The following is a 16458-nucleotide window of genomic DNA, read 5'->3' as shown; positions in this document are numbered from 1 at the left end:
CGTGCGACACATCGATGGGCCGCGCCTGTCACCTCATCGGAAACGCTCGGCGGGACGTCCCCTCGCCGCAGCCCGCAGGAAGGGGCGCGCGCGGCGGCGCGTCGGTTAGCGTCGTAGGGCGAGCGGGGCCGGTGTCCGGATACCGGCCGCCGCCGCGGACGCTGCGGACGACGCAGACCACACGGACGAAAGGACAGCCATGCCCCTCGAAGGTGAGTACGAGCCCAGCCCGTCGACCTGGGTGCGCGACCAGGTGGAGCTGTACGAGTCCTCCGGCGGCACGAAGGGCACCACGATGCGGGGCATGCCCGTGGTCCTGGTGACGAACGTCGGCGCGCGGAGCGGCAAGCTCCGCAAGACGCCGCTGATGCGCGTCGAGCACGAGGGCGCGTACGCGCTGGTGGCGTCGAACGGCGGGGCGGTGAAGCACCCCGTCTGGTACCACAACCTGGTCGCCACTCCCCTGGTCGAGCTGCGCGACGGCCCGCGGACCTGGGACATGAGGGCCCGCCTCGTCACGGGCGAGGAGCGGCGGGCGTGGTGGGCGCGGGCGGTCGAAGCCTTCGCCGACTACGCGGACTACCAGCTGAAGACCGACCGCGAGATCCCGGTCTTCGTGGTCGAGCCCATCAGCTGACCATCAGCGTGGCGTCGGCCGAGCGCCGCGCGGATGGCAGGTGTCAGCCGAGCGCCGCGCGGATTACCGGCGTCAGCCGAGCGCGGCGCGGGCGCGGTTGAGGAAGTCGCGGAAGGTGGTGCGCTCGCGGGCGGTGAAGCCCGTGAGCATCTCGTCCTCCAGGTGCTGGACGGCCGGCGCGTGGAGGGCGAGCAGGGCGCGGCCCTCGTCGGTGAGGCCGATGACGTGGCGCCGCCGGCTCGCCGGGTCCGGGGACCGGGTGATGAGGCCGCGCCGCTCCAGGGCGCCGACCAGGTCGGACATCGACTGGGGCGTGACGAAGGAGTTGCGGGCGAGCTCCGCCGAGGACATGCCGTCCCGGCGCTCGAGCACGGTCAGCGCGGTGTACTGGAGGGCGGTCACGCCCGCGGGCCTGAGCAGCTCGTCGAGCCGGGCCCGGGTCGCCAGCTCGACCTGTTTCACCGAGTACAGCAGAGACGGCGGAGCGGCGTCCGTCACATCCCCTCCCCTTCTCACCATCATCAGGAATCCTGTCGAAAATTCTAGCGCAACCCCCCTTGCCTGGCGGCGGGGCGTGCTCCGATACTCAGGATTCCTGATAATTGAGGAGTCCTTCTTGAGCACGCTTTCGATCGACCGCCGCGACGGAGTGGCGGTCCTGACGCTCTGCCGCCCGGCCAAGCGCAACGCCCTCGACGACGCCACGGTGCTGCGCATCGAGGAGTTCTTCCGGAAGCCGGGCCCCGACGTCCGGGCCGTCGTCCTGGACGCCGAGGGCGACCACTTCTCGGCCGGGCTCGACCTCGGCGAGCTGGCCGAACGGTCCACCGTGGAGGCTCTGGAGCACTCGCTCATGTGGCACCGCGTCTTCGACACGATCGAGGGCGGGCGGGTCCCCGTGGTGGCCGCGCTGAAGGGCGCCGTCATCGGCGGCGGCCTGGAGCTCGCGGCCTCCGCGCACCTCCGGGTCGCCGAGCCGTCCGCGTTCTACGCGCTGCCGGAGGGGCAGCGCGGGCTGTTCGTCGGTGGCGGCGGCTCGGTCCGGATCCCCCGGCTGATCGGCGCGCACCGGATGGCGGACATGATGCTCACTGGTCGCGTCCTCGACGCCGCCGAGGGCCAAGTCGCCGGACTCTCGCACTACCTGACCGCCGAGGGCGGGGCGCGCGCCAAGGCCCTGGAGCTCGCGGAGCGGATCGCGGCCAACGCGCCGCTGACCAACTTCGCCGTCCTGCAGGCCCTCCCCCGTATCGCCGAGGCCTCGCCCGCCGGCGGCCTCCTGCTCGAATCCCTCATGGCGGCCGTCGCCGCCGGCAGCTCCGACGCACAGGAGCGGATGCGGGCGTTCCTCGACGGCCGCGCCGGGAAGGTCACCCGATGAGCGAGATCCTCAGTACCCCCGGCCCCCGGGTCAGGGACGAGTCGGAGATCGGGCGCTACCTCCGCTGGCTGGAGTCGGAGCGACAGCTGTCGTTCCCGGACTACGACAGCCTCTGGCAGTGGTCCGTCACCGACCTCGACGGCTTCTGGTCCTCCCTCTGGGAGTTCTTCGACGTCCGCCCGCACACCCCGCCCACCGCCACCCTGGGCCGCAGGTCGATGCCGGACACCGAGTGGTTCCCGGGCGCGACCCTCAACTACGCGGAGCACGCCCTCGGGCGGGAGGGGTCCGCCGACGAAGCCGACGACGCCGCCGTCGCGGTCGTCGCCCACTCCCAGACCCGGGCGCCGATCGAGCTGACCTTCGGCGACCTCCGCGACCAGGTCGCCCGGGCCCGTGCCGGGCTCCTCCGTCTCGGCGTCCGCAAGGGCGACCGGGTCGTCGCCTATCTGCCGAACATCCCCGAGACCCTGGTGGCGTTCCTCGCCACGGCGAGCATCGGGGCGGTCTGGGCGGCCTGCGCTCCGGAGTTCGGCCCGCGCAGCGTCGTCGACCGGTTCGCGCAGCTCGAACCGAAGGTGCTGCTCACCGTCGCCGGCTACCGCTACGGCGAGCGGGACGTCGACCGCCGTACCGAAGTGGCGGAGATCGCCGCGCTGCTCCCCAGCGTGGAGCGGGTCGTCCACGTCCCGTACGGCCCGAACGCGCTGCCCGACGCGCTGGGCTGGGCGGAGCTGCTCGCGGAGCAGGCCCCCGGACCGGTGCCCTTCGAGCCCGTGCCGTTCGACCATCCGCTGTTCGTGCTGTTCTCCTCCGGCACCACCGGCATCCCCAAGGCGATCGTCCACCGCCACGGCGGGATCCTCCTGGAGCACCTGAAGAACAACGCGCTGAGCTGGGACCTCAGGCCGGGCGACCGGATGCTGTGGTTCAGCACCACCGCGTGGATGCTGTGGAACACCCTGGTCTCGGCGCTGCTCGTCCGCGCCTCGATCGTCATGATCGACGGCAATCCGGTCCACCCGGAGCTGCGGGAGCAGTGGCGGATCGCCGAGGAGACGGGGGCGACGCTGATGGGCGTCAGCCCCGGCTACCTGATGGCCTGCCGCAAGGCCGGGGTCCGGCCCGCCGAGGAGTTCGACCTGTCGCGGCTGCGGCAGCTCGGCGCGGCGGGCAGCCCGCTCGCCGCCGACGGCTTCCGCTGGGTGGCCGAGCAGTTCGGCGACCGGGTGCTCCTGAACGTCGGCTGCGGCGGCACCGACGTGTGCACCGGCATCCTCCAGGGCAGCCCGCTCCAGTCCGTGCGCGCCGGGGAGATCTCCGGCCCCTGCCTCGGGGTCGCCGCGTACGCCTACGACGGCGAGGGGAAGCGGGTCGTCGGCGAGCTGGGCGAGCTGGTGATCACCGAGCCGATGCCGTCGATGCCCGTCGGCTTCTGGGGCGATACGGACGGCTCCCGCTACCGGGCCGCCTACTTCGAGGAGTACCCGGGCGTGTGGCGGCACGGCGACTGGGTGCGGTTCGCGCCCGAGGGACACTGCGTCGTCGCCGGCCGCTCCGACGCCACCCTCAACCGCGGCGGCGTCCGGCTCGGCACCGCCGAGTTCTACGCCGTCGTCGAGGACCTGCCCGAGGTCGACGACAGCCTCGTCGTCCACATCGAGGACCCCGAGGGTGGCAACGGCGAGCTGCTGCTCTTCGTCGCGGGCCCCGTCGAGCTCGACGACGCCGTCCGTACGAAGATCGCCCGCACACTGCGGTCGGCGCTGTCGCCCCGGCACGTCCCCGACGTGATCGAGCGGGTGCCCGCCGTCCCGCGCAACCGCACCGGCAAGAAGCTGGAGGTCCCGGTCAAGCGGATCCTCCTCGGCGCGGCCCCCGAGTCCGTCGCGAGCACCGACGTCCTCGCCGACCCCCGCTCGCTCGACACGTTCGTGGCGTACGCCGCCACGCGCGGCGGCACGGCGAAGCCCGGGAGCGCGTCATGAGGGTCGCCGTCGTCGGGACCGGAGTGATCGGGGCCTCCTGGACCACCCTCTTCCTCCGGTACGGGCACGAGGTCGTCGCCACCGATCCCGCGCCCGGCGCGGAGGCCGGGCTCCGGGCGGCCGTCACCGCCGACCAGACCCGGCTGACGTTCACCGCGGACCTCGCCGAGGCCGTCGCGGACGCCGGCTTCGTGCAGGAGAACGGCCCCGAGCGCGCCGACCTGAAGGACGAGGTGTTCGCCGTACTCGACGCCGCCGCCCCGCCGGAGACCGTCCTGGCGAGCAGTTCCTCCGGGCTGCTCCCGTCCCGGATCCAGCGGGCCTGCGCTGCCCACCCCGAACGGGTCCTCGTCGGGCACCCGTTCAACCCGCCCCACCTCGTCCCGCTGGTCGAGGTCGTGCCGGGCGAGCGGACGGGCGAGGCCGCCGTCGACGAGGCCATGCGGTTCTACCGCGGCCTCGGCCGGCGGCCGATCCGGCTGCGCCAGGAGCTGCCCGGGCACGTCGCGAACCGGCTCCAGGCGGCGCTGTGGCGCGAGGCGTACTCCCTGGTCGACCGGGGCGCGGCCAGTGTCGCCGACATCGACACGGCCATCGCGCACGGCCCCGGTCTGCGCTGGGCGCTGCTCGGGCCCTTCCTCAACCAGCACCTCTCGGGCGGAGCGGGCGGCATCGCGCACGTACTGGAGCATCTCGGCCCGCCCATGGAGGAGTGGTGGGCCGACCTCGGCGCGCCGCGCCTCACGCCCGAGCTGACCCACAAGATCACCCAGGGCGTCGCCGAGGAGCTGGAAGGGACCGCCGAGGCCGATGTCGTCGCCGCGCGCGACGCCGTCCTGACCCTCCTGCTCGACGCCAAGGACCGGACCGACCACCTGTGAGCACCCCGATGAACGCCCCGAGGAACCACCCTATGAGCCACCCGATGAACTCTCCGCTGAATCCCGACGCCCTGACCGCGATCGACTTCCACGTCCACGTCGAGCAGGACGCCCACGGCCATCTCGCGCTCGACGCGGAGCTGATGGACGCCTCGGCCGCGTACTTCAGGTCCGGCCAGGACCGCACCCCGACCGTCGAGCGCCTCGCGGCCCACTACCGCGAACGCCGGATGGCCGCAGTGATCTTCACGGTGGACGCCACGACGGGCCTCGGCCACCCGGCCCTGTCCAGCGAGGAGATCGCGGCGGCCGCGGCCGAACACCCCGACGTCCTCATCCCGTTCGGCTCGGTGGACCCGCACCGCCCCGACGCCGCCGACCGGGCCCGCGCGCTCGTCCTCGACCACGGCGTCCGCGGCTTCAAGTTCCACCCGAGCCTCCAGGCGTTCGCGCCGAACGCGCCCGAGCACCGCCCGCTCTACGAGGCGCTCCAGGAGCTGGGCGTCCCCGCGCTGTTCCACACCGGGCAGACCGGCATCGGCGCCGGCCTGCCCGGCGGGCGCGGCATCAAGCTGCGCTACTCGGACCCGATGCTCCTGGACGACGTGGCCGCCGACTTCCCCGGCCTGACGATCGTCCTGGCGCACCCGTCGGTGCCGTGGCAGGACGAGGCGATCTCCATCGCCACCCACAAGGCGAACGTCCACATCGACCTGTCGGGCTGGTCGCCGAAGTACTTCCCGCCGCAGCTCGTCAGGGCGGCCGGCTCCTTCCTCCGGCACAAGGTGCTGTTCGGCTCGGACTTCCCCGTCGTGACGCCGGACCGCTGGCTGGCCGACTTCGACGCCCTCGACATCAAGCCCGAGGTCCGGCCGCTGATCCTCAAGGAGAACGCCGTACGTCTTCTCGGCCTCTGACGCTGTGCAATACCTTGCTGCAACAGTCAGCAAGATATTGCCCGGCGAGAGGAACCGCGATGGCCAGCGAGTACGACGTCCTCGTCCTGGGAGGGTCGGGCGTCGACACGATCGTGTCCGTCCCCGAGCTCCCCCTGCCGTACGCCGACAGCTACATGATCCGGCCGGGCATCGAGACCCGGGCGGGGCAGACCGGCGACTTCGTCGCCCTGGGGCTGAGCTCCCTGGGCCTGCGGACGCACCACCTCGACATGATCGGCGACGACGCCCAGGGCGACCTCGTCCGCGCCTTCCACCGTGACCGGGGCATCGCCTTCACCGAAGCGCCCCTGCCCGGCGGGACGAAGCGGGCCGTCAACCTCGTCGGACCCGACGGGCGTCGGCTCTCGCTCTACGACGACAGCCGCTCCCACGAAGCGGACCGGCTCCCCGAGGAGCTGGTCCGCTCGCTGGCCGCGAGGAGCCGCCACGCGCACGTCTCGATCACGTACCCGTGCGCCTTCGCGCTTCCCCAGCTGCGCGAGGCGGGTCTGACCATCTCCACGGACCTGCACAACTGGGACGGCGAGAACCCGTATCACGAGCCGTTCGCCTACGGCGCGGACGTCGTCTTCGTCTCCACCACGGCCCTGGTGGACCCGGAGAAGACCACGCGGCGGATCCTGGAGCGGGGCCGGGCCGAGGTCGTGGTCGCCACCGCCGGGGCCGAGGGCGCCTACCTGCTGACCGCCGACGGTCTCACGCACGTCCCGGCCGTCGCACCGCGCACACCGGTGGTCGACTCCAACGGCGCCGGGGACGCCTTCGCCTCCGGCTTCCTCTTCGGCCGGCTGACGGGCGAGGACCCGTCCCGGTGCGCGCTGTACGGCGCGGTGGCGGGCGCGTACGCCTGCACCGTCCCGGCGACGGGGAGCGACGCCATCGACCGCGCGACGCTCCTCCGGGAGACCACCGAACCGAAGCCCCGCCCCTAGGAGGTGTCCGGAGCGGGTCGCGCGGCAACGGGCCGCCTTTGTCGAAGACGCGGTCGTCCAGCAGGGCTCGCCGGGTCAGCTCCGGATCGCAGATCACGATCATGGTGAGGGCGAGGGCGGGCAGCGAGTTCAGGAACGCCCGCGGATCCCGCAGCAGCGGTACGACGTGTCCGATCAGGGGTAGCGCCCGGGGAGCGGTGGGGATCGAGGGGAAGTCCTTCATGACGCGCCACGGCTCCTCTTGTCTCGCCCATCCACGAGTCGTATCTAGCGCGGCCTGCCTGCCGGCGTCACCTGCGTACAGCCCGGAAAGCGGCAGGTCAGCGGCTGTCAACCGGGTCGCCGTCAGGTTGACGGCCTGCGGCGGGGGTTCCCCGTACGGGCTTCCCGTACAAACTTCCCCGTATCGCGGGCGTATCGAAAAATCCCTACGCCACCGCAACAGCCCTCCCGCTCCAATGAGGTCATGAACCACGACGCGTCCCTGTCAGCACCGCCCCGCCGCGCGCGCGGGATCGTGCTTCTCTGTCTGGTCCTCCTCGGCGTGGCGAGCGCCCTCTTCGTCATTCGGAGGCCTCTCCTGATGTCCGCGCCGAGGTGCATGGCGGGGCGATGGCACGGCTGCTTCGACACGTTCAACGGGATCGTGCTCATGACGCTGGTCGCACTGCCGTTGTCCGCGCTGGTGGTGTGGGCTCTGGCGCACCGTCGGCGTGCCGCCGGCGTCGCCGGGGCGTGGCGGATGTCGCTGGCCGAGGTGGGGATGGTCCACGGGACGGTGCCGTTCGTCTGGATGACCATGATGCCGGGCGCCGGGGCCGGGGTCGTGCCCGGCCGGGTGAGCCTGGTACCGCTGCGGGACCTGGTCACGATGGGGCCGCTCGGGACCGTCGGCAACCTGCTGGTCTTCGCGGCGCTGGGGTTCTTCGCCCCGATGCGCTTCTCGGCGTGGGCGTCCGTGCCACGGGCCCTGGCCCTCGGGGCGGGTTGCTCGGTCCTGGTCGAAACCGCGCAGTACGTCCTGCGGCTCGACCGGGTGTCCTCCGTGGACGACGTCCTCGTGAACGCCACCGGCGCCATGCTGGCGGCTCTGGCGTCGCGCCGCTGGTGGCGCGGTCCGGCGGGCGCCTCCCCGCATACGTCGGCGATAGGTCGTGCTGCTTAGGCTTCGGACATGCGCGTACTGATCGTGGAGGACGAGCCCTACCTGGCGGAAGCCGTCCGTGACGGTCTCCGGCTGGAGGCGATCGCCGCCGACATCGCCGGCGACGGCGACTCCGCCCTGGAACTGCTCGGCGTCAACTCCTACGACCTCGTGGTCCTCGACCGCGACATCCCCGGCCCCTCCGGCGACGAGGTCGCCCGGCGCGTCGTCGCGTCCGGCAGCGGCATCCCGATCCTCATGCTCACCGCCGCCGACCGGATCGACGACAAGGTCTCCGGGTTCGGGCTCGGCGCCGACGACTACCTCACCAAGCCGTTCGAGCTGCGGGAGCTCGTCGTGCGGCTGCGGGCGCTCGACCGCAGACGCGCGCACGTCCGGCCGCCGGTCCGCGAGATCGCGGGGCTCCGGCTCGATCCCTTCCGTCGTGAGGTCTTCCGCGACGGACGGTACGTCGCGCTCACCCGCAAGCAGTTCGCCGTGCTCGACGTCCTCGTCGCCGCCGAAGGCGGGGTCGTCAGTGCCGAACAGCTGCTGGAACGGGCCTGGGACGAGAACGCCGACCCGCTCACCAACGCCGTGCGCATCACCGTCTCCGCGCTGCGCAAACGGCTCGGCGAACCCTGGCTCATCGCCACGGTGCCCGGCGTCGGTTACCGGATCGACGACGGCCGCGACACCGCCCGCTCCGGCGGTCCGCGTGCGTAGACGCCCAGGGCTCAGCGCCCGGCTGAAACTCACCCTCAGCTACGCCGGGTTCCTCGCCGTCGCCGGCGCTCTCCTGCTGGCCGTGGTGTGGGTGTTCCTGCTGCGCTACGTACCCGACAACTCCCAGGGCCTGCTCGGGGTCGCGCCCAACCGCTACCTCCTCGTGCGTACCTTCGCCCCCGCCGCGGCCGTGGCGATGGTCTTCCTGCTCGTGTTCGGCCTGCTGGGAGGGTGGCTCCTCGCCGGCCGGATGCTCGCACCCCTCACCCTGATCACGGATGCGGCCCGGCGAGCCGGCAGCGGATCGCTCTCCCACCGGATCCGGATGAAGGGCCGCCAGGACGAGTTCCGTGAACTCTCCGACGCGTTCGACTCGATGCTCGAACAGCTCGACTCCCATGTCGCCGAGCAACAGAGGTTCGCGGCGAACGCCTCCCACGAACTGCGCACCCCGCTGGCGATCTCGAAGACGCTCCTCGACGTCGCCCGCAAGGACCCCACGCGGGACCGGGGCGAACTCGTCGAGCGCCTGCACACCGTCAACGCGCGGGCGATCGACCTCACCGAGGCCCTCCTGCTGCTCAGCCGCGGCGACCGCGGAGACTTCACCCGCGAGAGCGTCGACCTCTCCCTCGTCGCCGAGGAAGCCGCAGAAACGCTGCTTCCCCTCGCGGAACAGCGCCGGATCACGCTCGACGTCACCGGCGGGCCGGCCCGGGCCGGCGGCTCCGCGGAGCTCCTGCTGCGGATGGTGACGAACCTCGTCCAGAACGCCGTCGTCCACAACCTCCCCGCCGGCGGCACCGTGACGGTCCACACCGAGGCGCGCGGCTCCACGAGCGTGCTGCGGGTCGAGAACACGGGCCCTCCGCTCCCGCCGGACCTGGTCCCGACCCTGACCGAACCCTTCCGACGCGGGACGGAACGCGTACGCACCGACGAGCACGCGGGGGTCGGCCTCGGCCTGGCCATCGTGCACAGCATCGTCCGCGCCCACGACGGAACCCTCGACCTCACCCCCCGCCCCACCGGCGGTCTCCTGGTCACGGTCCGGCTTCCCGGCACGCCGCAGGGCTAGGGCCTGTCGTTTGGATCATGCCGGGCTCGCGGCACCTGGCACCGCGCCTCGCCGCGTTGTCGTCACTCGCCGACGTCCCCCGTAGCCCTTCGGGCACGGGAGGTACCCCCACCACGTCGACTCCCTCCTCCGCCTTGCGATGCACGCCACCAGACGCCGCTCCCTGATCCGGCCTGATCCAAACGACAGACCCTAGGCTTTCCCTTCCTGGGCGCGGTGGCCGTCCACGTACGTCGCCACGATGTCGATGTCCCCGATCCGGGCCGGGTCGACGCGGCGCGGGTCGTCTCCCAGGACCACGAGGTCGGCGCGCTTGCCGGGGCTCAGGCTGCCCGCCGTGTCGTCCCACCGGCAGGCGTACGCGCCGGCGGCGGTGTAGGCGTGCAGGGCCTCGTCGACGGTGACGGCCTCGTCCGGGCCGATCCGTCGGCCGGAGAGGGAGGCGCGCTCGACCATGAACTGGACGGCCCGCAGTGGCGAGCCGTCCGTGACCGGGCGGTCCGAGCTGCCGACGAGGGTGACGCCGTGGTCCAGGAATCCCCGGCCCCGGTACATCCACGGCGCCCGCCGCTCCCCCATGATCTCCGCATAGTCGTCGCCGAAGTACCGGAGGAAGTTGGGCTGGACCACGGCGCTGAGACCGAGGCGCCCGAGGCGTGGCAGCTGGTCGGGGCGGATCAGCCCGGCGTGCTCGATCCGGTGCCGGGCGTCGGGGCGGGGCCGCATGGCCTGGGCGCGTTCCAGGGCGTCGAGGGCGAGGTCGGCGGCGCGGTCCCCGATGGCGTGGACGGCGAGCTGCCAGCCCGCGAGGTGGCCGTCCACGATCAGCTCGGCGAGCCGCTCGGGGTCGTCCTGGAGCTGGCCGGTGTGGGACATCCCCTCGTACGGGGCGGTGAGGGCCGCCGTACGGGCCATCATGCCGCCGTCCGTGTAGATCTTGAGCGCGCCCAGCGACAGCCAGTCGTCGCCGAAGCCCGTCCGCAGGCCGAGGTCGAGGGCGCGGGGGATGCCGTCGTCGCGGTGCGCGGCCCGCGGTCGCAGGGTGTCGCCCGCGGCCATGAGCTGGACGCGCAGGGGCAGCCGTCCCTGGTCGCGCAGGAGTTGGTAGGCCCCGAGCTCGACGGGGCTGTGGCCGAGGAGCCCGCCGCCGATGCCCGCCTCGGCGACGGCGGTGATGCCCTCGGCGAGGCAGGCGCGGCCCGCGCGCTCGATCGCGTCGGCGAGTTCCTCCTGGGAGTACGGCAGGCGGAGGCGGCGTACGGCGGCCATGGCGCTCTCGACGAGGAAGCCGTCCTGGTGCGGCACGTCGGCCGGGAGGAGCTCCAGGACGGCGCTGTTGACCACGCACGCGTGTCCGGAGTCGTGCATGACGAAGAGCTTGCGCCCGTGGGTGACGCGGTCGAGCTCGGCGGCGGTGAGGTGGCGGCCCAGGGCCCGCTGGTCGTATCCGGCGATGTCGACCCAGGTTCCGGGTGCCTTCCGCGCGGCGGCTTCCTCGACGGCGGCGAGCACGTCCTCGACGCGTTCGCAGGGGGCGACGCTCGGGGTGTTCGCCTTCAGTCCGGTCCACGCCAGGTGCACGTGGCTGTCGATGAAGCCGGGCAGCACGGTGGCGCCCTGGAGGTCGACGACCTCGCGGGCGGGCAGCGAGGTGACGGCCTCGTCGAGGCCGACGATCCGGCCGCGCCAGATCCCGAGGTCATGGGCGACGGGGTGGTCCGGGTCCATCGTGAGGATGTGCGCGTTCGTCAGCCTCGTACAGAGCATGGGCGGTCCGTCCGGTTCGTCGTCGAGTCAGGAGGTCTCGGCCAGTACGTTGGCGCCGGTGGGCGTGGGCGCGTACCGCTTGGGCGCCGCCGGCACCATCAGCGGTGTCCCCGTCTCCGGGTCGTCGATGATGCGGCAGGGCAGGCCGAACACGTCCTCGACCAGCTCGGCGGTCATGACGGTCGACGGGTCGCCCTCGGCCGCGATCACGCCCCCGGGCCGCATCACGATGAGGTGCGTGGCGTAGCGGCAGGCCTGGTTGAGGTCGTGGAGGACCGCCACGATGGTGTGGCCCTCGCGGGCGTGGAGTTCGGCGCACAGGTCGAGGACCTCGACCTGGTGGGCGATGTCGAGGAAGGTCGTCGGCTCGTCGAGGAGGAGGATCGAGGTCTGCTGCGCCAGGACCATGGACAGCCACACGCGCTGGCGCTGGCCGCCGGAGAGGTCGTCGACGGGCCGGTCGGCGAGTTCGAGGACGCCGGTCTGGCGCATCGCCTCGACGACGGCCGCCTCGTCGTCGGCGGACCACTGCTTGAGCATGCCCTGGTGCGGGTACCGGCCGCGGGCGACGAGGTCGCCGACCGTGATGCCGCCGGGGGCGGTGGAGGACTGCGGGAGCAGTCCGAGGCGGCGGGCGACCTCGCGGGAGCGGTACGAGCCGATGGCGCGGCCGTCGAGGTAGACCTGTCCGGCGCGGGGCTTGAGCATCCGGGCGAGGGCGGTGAGGAGCGTGGACTTGCCGCAGGCGTTCGGGCCGATGATCACGGTGAACGAGTGGTCGGGGATGTCGACGCCGAGGTCGGTGGCCACGGTCCGCTGGTCGTAGGAGAGGGTCAGGTTCTCGGCGCGGAGCCGGGAGGCCGGACGGTCCGTCGGACGGTTCGCTGTCGTCGGACGCTTCGCTGTTGCTGTCATGCGCGGCTCTTTCGCGACTCGGTGACCAGTAGCCAGATGAGGTAGAGCCCGCCGACGCAGCCGGTCGCCGTGCCCACGGGCAGGAGTGCGGGGGCGAAGAGCCGCTGCACGGCGAGGTCGCTGAGGGCGAGCATGACCGCGCCCATGAGGGCGGACGGCAGCAGGGCGGGCCCGGAGGAGCGGGCCAGCTTGCGGGCCACTTGGGGAGCGGCCAGGGCCACGAACCAGATGGGGCCGGTGACGGCGGTGGCGAAGGCGGCGAGGGCGACGCTGATGACCAGCAGCAGGGTGCGGGTGCGTGCCACGTCGACGCCGAGGGCCATGGCGGTGGTGTCGCCCATCTCCACCATGGAGAGGCGGCGGGAGAGGAAGAAGGCGAGCGGCAGCAGGACGGCGACGACGATGCCGATGGCGTTGGCGTGCGTCCAGAGCCGGTTGCCCAGGCTGCCGATGAGCCAGGCCTGGGCCTCCAGGGCCTCCTGGAAGGTCGCCCGGGTGATCAGGTACGAGTTGACGGCGAGGAGCAGGGCGCTGACCCCGATGCCGACGACGACCAGCCGGAATCCCTGGATGCCCCGGCCGAGCATGAGGAGGTGGATGGCGAGGGCGGTGGCGAGGCCGCCGATCAGCGCGCCGAGCGCGATCTGCGTCATGCTGCCGTGGAGGACGACGATGACGACGAGCGCGCCCACGGCGGAGCCGTTGGTGAAGCCGATGATGTCGGGGCTGCCGAGGGGGTTGCCCGTGATGCTCTGGAGGATGGCCCCGCTGACGGCGAGGGCGGCGCCGACGAACAGCGCGGTCAGGAGCCGGGGCATGCGCAGGGTGTTGACGACGAAGTCGGCGATGCCCGTTCCGTTGCCGGTGAGCGCCTGGAGGACCTCTCCGACGGTGAGGTCGAAGTCGCCGGTGGTGAGGGTGACGCCGGCGACCGTGAGGAGCGCGGCGAGGAGGGCGGCGGTGACGGCGACGGTCCGGCCCCGGACGAGCACGGAGACGGCCCCCGAGGGCGTACGGACGACCCGGCCGGTGACGACGCGGGCCGGGGCGGGCCCGCCCTCGGAGCCGGGCGGGGGTCCGGAGGCCTTCGCCTCCCGTACGGCAGTCACAGCATGACCAGCTTTCGGCGGCGGCACAGGGCGATGAAGAGGGGGGCTCCGACGAAGGCGGTGACGATGCCGACCTGGACCTCGCCGGGGGCGCCGAGGATCCGGCCGAGGACGTCGGAGCCGACGAGGAGGACGGGGGCGATGAGCATCGAGTACGCGAACACCCACCGCTGGTCGGGGCCGACGACGAAGCGGGCGACGTGCGGGACGGCGAGCCCCACGAAGCCGATCGGTCCGGCGGCGGCGGTCGCGGCGCCGCACAGGAGCATCACGGCGACGGCTCCGAGGACGCGGGTCCGGCCGACGTTCACGCCGAGCGCCCGTCCCATCTGGTCGCCCATGGCCAGGGCGTTGAGCGAGGGCGCGAGGACGAGGGCGACGACCAGGCCGACCGCGATGAACGGCAGGGCCATCAGGACGACGTCGTAGTAGCGGCCCGCGAGGGAGCCCACGGTCCAGAAGCGGAACTGGTCGAAGGCCCTGGGGTTGAGCAGCAGGATCGCCCAGTTGAAGGCGTACAGCACGGCGGTGACGGCGGCGCCGGCGACGACGAGCCGGTCGGGTGAGGCGAGTTTCCGGCCGGAGGAGCCGAGCAGGAAGACCCCGACGGACGCGGCGGCGGCGCCCACGAGGGCGAACCAGACGTAGCCGAGGGGCGCGGCGATGCCGAAGAAGGCGATGGCCACCACCACGCCGGCGGAGGCCCCGAGGTTGACGCCGAGCATGCCGGGGTCGGCGAGCGGATTGCGGGTCAGGGCCTGCATGAGGGCGCCGGCGAGGCCGAGGGCCATGCCGACGAGCATGCCGAGCAGGGTCCGGGGGATGCGGTAGTCATGGATGATCACCGACGTCTCCGACCCGTCGGGGTTCCACAGGACGTTCCAGGTGGCGGTGAAGGGGATGCCCCGGGTGCCGACCCAGACGCTGAGGAGGCAGACGAGGACGAGTGCCGCGACGCCGACCAGCAGGCCGAGGCTCCGGAGCGTCGCCCCGGTGCGGCCCGGCCGGGGTGCGGCGTCGACGGCCTTCCCGACGTTTTCGCGGGACTGGACGGACAACGACAGCTCCCCTGGCGGCAGTTGGCGCGTGGGGCGGGCCCCTCGACACACGGACTGGCGAGTCGATACTTAGGTGAGGCTAACCCGAACGCAAACGGCCGGTCAACGCGCCGAACGGTCAGAGTAGGCTTACCTAACCATCATCTACGTCTCCGTGGAGGAGTCACATGCCAACGGGCGTACCGACAGGGGCACTTGTCCTCGGTCGAGCGATCAGAGGGCAGCGCCCGCGCATCATCGCGGCGTCCCTGCTCGGCATGACCCATCAAGGCTGCGAGGCCCTGATCCCGGTGGTCATCGGCGTCATCATCGACTCGGCGGTGGCGACCGGCTCCTCCGCGTCCCTGCTGCGCTGGCTCGTCGTCCTCGCCGTCCTCTTCCTCGTCCTCTCGACGTGCTACCGGACGAGCGCGCGGATCACCGAGGGCGCGGGCGAGCACGCCGCGCACCGGCTCCGGATGGAGCTGGCCGGGCGTGTCCTCGACCCCCGGGGCGGCTCCGAGACGAACCGGCTCCCCGGCGCCCTCACCAGCATCGCCACCAACGACGCCCGCCGGGTGGGCTCGGTGGCGACCGCCATCGCGTACGGGGTGTCGGCGGTCGCGGCCCTCGTGATCAGCGCCGTCGCGCTGCTCAGGATCTCCGTGCCGCTGGGCCTGCTCGTCCTGCTCGGCATCCCGCCCCTGCTCTGGCTCGGGCACCGCATCAGCCGACCCCTGGAGCGGCGCAGCGAGACCGAGCAGGAGCGCGCCGCCCACGCCTCGGGGGTCGCCGCCGACCTCGTCGCCGGGCTGCGGGTCCTCAAGGGCATGGGCGCCGAGTCGGCGGCCGTCGCCCGCTACCGCACCACGAGCCAGGACTCGTTGGCCGCCGCCCTGCGCGCGGCCCGCAGCCGGGCCGGGCACGAGGGCGCGATCCTCACCCTGACCGGCGTCTTCATCGCCGTGATCGGCCTGGTGGGCGCCTACCTCGCCATGGACGGCAGCATCAGCGTCGGCGAACTGGTGGCGGCCGTGGGCCTGGCGCAGTTCCTCCTCGGACCGTTCCAGCTGCTCACCTACGTCAACGCCGAACTCGCCCAGGGGCGGGCCTCCGCCAAGCGCATCGCGGAGGTGCTGGCCTCGCCCGTCTCCGTCGAGGGCGGCGAGGCGGTCCCGGCCGACGCGACCGCCGGGCACCTCGCGCTGCGCGGGGTGTCGCTCGGCGCCCTGCGCGGGGTGGACCTCGACCTGCCCGCCGGCGGCCTGACCGGCATCGTCACCAGGGACCCGGCGGCCGCCGCCGACCTGCTGCTCTGCCTGGCCCGGGAGAAGGACCCCGCCGAGGGCACGGTCGAGCTCGACGGCGTACCGCTGACCGGGCTCGACCCCGACGCGCTGCGCCGCGCCGTCCTGGTCGCCCACCACGACGCGGACCTGTTCGAGAGCACCCTGCTCGACAACGTACGGTCCGGGGCCGACGGCGACACGGCGGCGGTCGAGAGCGCCCTCGCGGCCTCGGCCGCCGACGACGTGGCCCAGCTGCTCCCGGACGGCGTGGACACCCTCCTCGCCGAGCGCGGCCGGTCCCTCTCGGGCGGCCAGCGCCAGCGCGTGGCGCTCGCCCGGGCGCTCGCCGCCGACCGGCCCGTCCTCGTCCTGCACGATCCGACCACCGCCGTCGACACCGTCACCGAGTCGCGGATCGCGCGCGAGCTGCGGGAGGTCCGCCGGGGCCGTACGACCGTCCTCGTCACCACCAGTCCCGCACTCCTCGCGGTGACCGACCGGGTGGTGGTCCTGGAGGACGGCGCCGTACGGGCCGACGGCCACCACAACGACCTCCTCGCCGCCGACGAGACGTACCGCGCGGCGGTGCTCGCATGACGACTCCGCGCACGACAC

15 protein-coding genes are annotated in these 16458 nt (G+C 72.9%); 10 read left to right on the top strand and 5 right to left on the bottom strand.

All coding sequences use genetic code 11. The features are described from left to right. Nucleotides 1-199: 199 nt before the first annotated feature. Nucleotides 200-637: a nitroreductase family deazaflavin-dependent oxidoreductase gene (locus tag ACFWWU_RS32765; RefSeq protein ID WP_384151240.1), complete on the top strand. Its 438-nt coding sequence runs from the start codon at nt 200-202 to the stop codon at nt 635-637. A gap of 72 nt (nt 638-709) precedes the next feature. Here ACFWWU_RS32765 and ACFWWU_RS32760 read toward each other — a convergent pair whose 3' ends face one another. Continuing rightward, entirely contained in the window at nt 710-1135 is a 426-nt protein-coding gene (locus ACFWWU_RS32760) for a MarR family winged helix-turn-helix transcriptional regulator (protein WP_384151238.1), read from the bottom strand. Nucleotides 1136-1253: 118 nt separating this feature from the next. Between ACFWWU_RS32760 and ACFWWU_RS32755 the strand changes: the two genes are divergently transcribed. The 8 genes from ACFWWU_RS32755 (at nt 1254) to ACFWWU_RS32720 (ending at nt 9726) form a co-directional block, all read left to right on the top strand. After that, entirely contained in the window at nt 1254-2018 is a 765-nt protein-coding gene (locus ACFWWU_RS32755) for a crotonase/enoyl-CoA hydratase family protein (RefSeq protein ID WP_384151235.1), read from the top strand. After that, nucleotides 2015-4006 (top strand): acetoacetate--CoA ligase, encoded by a 1992-nt coding sequence (locus ACFWWU_RS32750; RefSeq protein WP_384151232.1) that lies wholly within the window; start codon nt 2015-2017, stop codon nt 4004-4006. Before ACFWWU_RS32755 ends, ACFWWU_RS32750 begins: the two co-directional genes overlap by 4 nt. Then, complete coding sequence (locus ACFWWU_RS32745; protein WP_384151229.1) at nt 4003-4887, top strand: 3-hydroxyacyl-CoA dehydrogenase NAD-binding domain-containing protein; 885 nt, start codon at nt 4003-4005, stop codon at nt 4885-4887. Before ACFWWU_RS32750 ends, ACFWWU_RS32745 begins: the two co-directional genes overlap by 4 nt. 44 nt (nt 4888-4931) lie before the next feature. Next, complete coding sequence (locus tag ACFWWU_RS32740; protein ID WP_384151226.1) at nt 4932-5804, top strand: amidohydrolase family protein; 873 nt, start codon at nt 4932-4934, stop codon at nt 5802-5804. A gap of 59 nt (nt 5805-5863) precedes the next feature. Then, nucleotides 5864-6778, top strand: coding sequence for an adenosine kinase (locus tag ACFWWU_RS32735; RefSeq protein WP_384151223.1), 915 nt, complete (start codon nt 5864-5866; stop codon nt 6776-6778). Nucleotides 6779-7244: 466 nt separating this feature from the next. Continuing rightward, nucleotides 7245-7943 (top strand): VanZ family protein, encoded by a 699-nt coding sequence (locus tag ACFWWU_RS32730; protein WP_384151220.1) that lies wholly within the window; start codon nt 7245-7247, stop codon nt 7941-7943. Between the two features lie 9 nt (nt 7944-7952). Beyond that, nucleotides 7953-8648: a response regulator transcription factor gene (locus tag ACFWWU_RS32725; RefSeq protein WP_384151217.1), complete on the top strand. Its 696-nt coding sequence runs from the start codon at nt 7953-7955 to the stop codon at nt 8646-8648. Next, complete coding sequence (locus tag ACFWWU_RS32720; RefSeq protein ID WP_384151214.1) at nt 8641-9726, top strand: sensor histidine kinase; 1086 nt, start codon at nt 8641-8643, stop codon at nt 9724-9726. Before ACFWWU_RS32725 ends, ACFWWU_RS32720 begins: the two co-directional genes overlap by 8 nt. A gap of 192 nt (nt 9727-9918) precedes the next feature. Here the strand turns inward: ACFWWU_RS32720 and ACFWWU_RS32715 are convergent, their stop codons facing one another. From ACFWWU_RS32715 to ACFWWU_RS32700, 4 genes are read right to left on the bottom strand one after another with little or no spacing between them, the layout of a single operon-like run. Further along, on the bottom strand, nt 9919-11493 hold the full coding sequence (locus ACFWWU_RS32715) for an amidohydrolase (protein WP_384151211.1): 1575 nt from the start codon (nt 11491-11493) through the stop codon (nt 9919-9921). A 27-nt stretch (nt 11494-11520) separates the two neighbouring features. Continuing rightward, entirely contained in the window at nt 11521-12408 is an 888-nt protein-coding gene (locus ACFWWU_RS32710; RefSeq protein WP_384151209.1) for an ABC transporter ATP-binding protein, read from the bottom strand. Then, on the bottom strand, nt 12405-13517 hold the full coding sequence (locus ACFWWU_RS32705; RefSeq protein ID WP_384151206.1) for a FecCD family ABC transporter permease: 1113 nt from the start codon (nt 13515-13517) through the stop codon (nt 12405-12407). The genes ACFWWU_RS32710 and ACFWWU_RS32705 overlap by 4 nt, the downstream gene beginning before the upstream one ends. Beyond that, nucleotides 13514-14581, bottom strand: a complete 1068-nt coding sequence (locus ACFWWU_RS32700; RefSeq protein ID WP_384151430.1) for a FecCD family ABC transporter permease — start codon at nt 14579-14581, stop codon at nt 13514-13516. Before ACFWWU_RS32700 ends, ACFWWU_RS32705 begins: the two co-directional genes overlap by 4 nt. A gap of 161 nt (nt 14582-14742) precedes the next feature. Here ACFWWU_RS32700 and ACFWWU_RS32695 point away from each other — a divergent pair, with 161 nt between their 5' ends. Continuing rightward, complete coding sequence (locus ACFWWU_RS32695) at nt 14743-16440, top strand: ABC transporter ATP-binding protein (protein ID WP_384151202.1); 1698 nt, start codon at nt 14743-14745, stop codon at nt 16438-16440. The last annotated feature ends 18 nt before the right edge of the window (nt 16441-16458 follow it).

The sequence above is a fragment of the Streptomyces sp. NPDC058650 genome (assembly GCF_042717315.1).
Classification (GTDB): Bacteria; Actinomycetota; Actinomycetes; order Streptomycetales; family Streptomycetaceae; genus Streptomyces.
Note: the sequence above shows the minus strand (reverse complement) of the source record. Positions and strands in the feature narration are given on the sequence as shown.

Excerpts from the sequence above, each read along its gene's own strand:
- ACFWWU_RS32765 (WP_384151240.1), top strand. The coding sequence starts at position 200 with ATGCCCCTCGAAGGTGAGTACGAGCCCAGCCCGTCGACCTGGGTGCGC.
- ACFWWU_RS32750 (WP_384151232.1), top strand. The coding sequence starts at position 2,015 with ATGAGCGAGATCCTCAGTACCCCCGGCCCCCGGGTCAGGGACGAGTCG.
- ACFWWU_RS32745 (WP_384151229.1), top strand. The coding sequence starts at position 4,003 with ATGAGGGTCGCCGTCGTCGGGACCGGAGTGATCGGGGCCTCCTGGACC.
- ACFWWU_RS32740 (WP_384151226.1), top strand. The coding sequence starts at position 4,932 with ATGAACTCTCCGCTGAATCCCGACGCCCTGACCGCGATCGACTTCCAC.
- ACFWWU_RS32735 (WP_384151223.1), top strand. The coding sequence starts at position 5,864 with ATGGCCAGCGAGTACGACGTCCTCGTCCTGGGAGGGTCGGGCGTCGAC.
- ACFWWU_RS32730 (WP_384151220.1), top strand. The coding sequence starts at position 7,245 with ATGAACCACGACGCGTCCCTGTCAGCACCGCCCCGCCGCGCGCGCGGG.
- ACFWWU_RS32725 (WP_384151217.1), top strand. The coding sequence starts at position 7,953 with ATGCGCGTACTGATCGTGGAGGACGAGCCCTACCTGGCGGAAGCCGTC.
- ACFWWU_RS32715 (WP_384151211.1), bottom strand. The coding sequence starts at position 11,493 with ATGCTCTGTACGAGGCTGACGAACGCGCACATCCTCACGATGGACCCG.
- ACFWWU_RS32710 (WP_384151209.1), bottom strand. The coding sequence starts at position 12,408 with ATGACAGCAACAGCGAAGCGTCCGACGACAGCGAACCGTCCGACGGAC.
- ACFWWU_RS32695 (WP_384151202.1), top strand. The coding sequence starts at position 14,743 with ATGCCAACGGGCGTACCGACAGGGGCACTTGTCCTCGGTCGAGCGATC.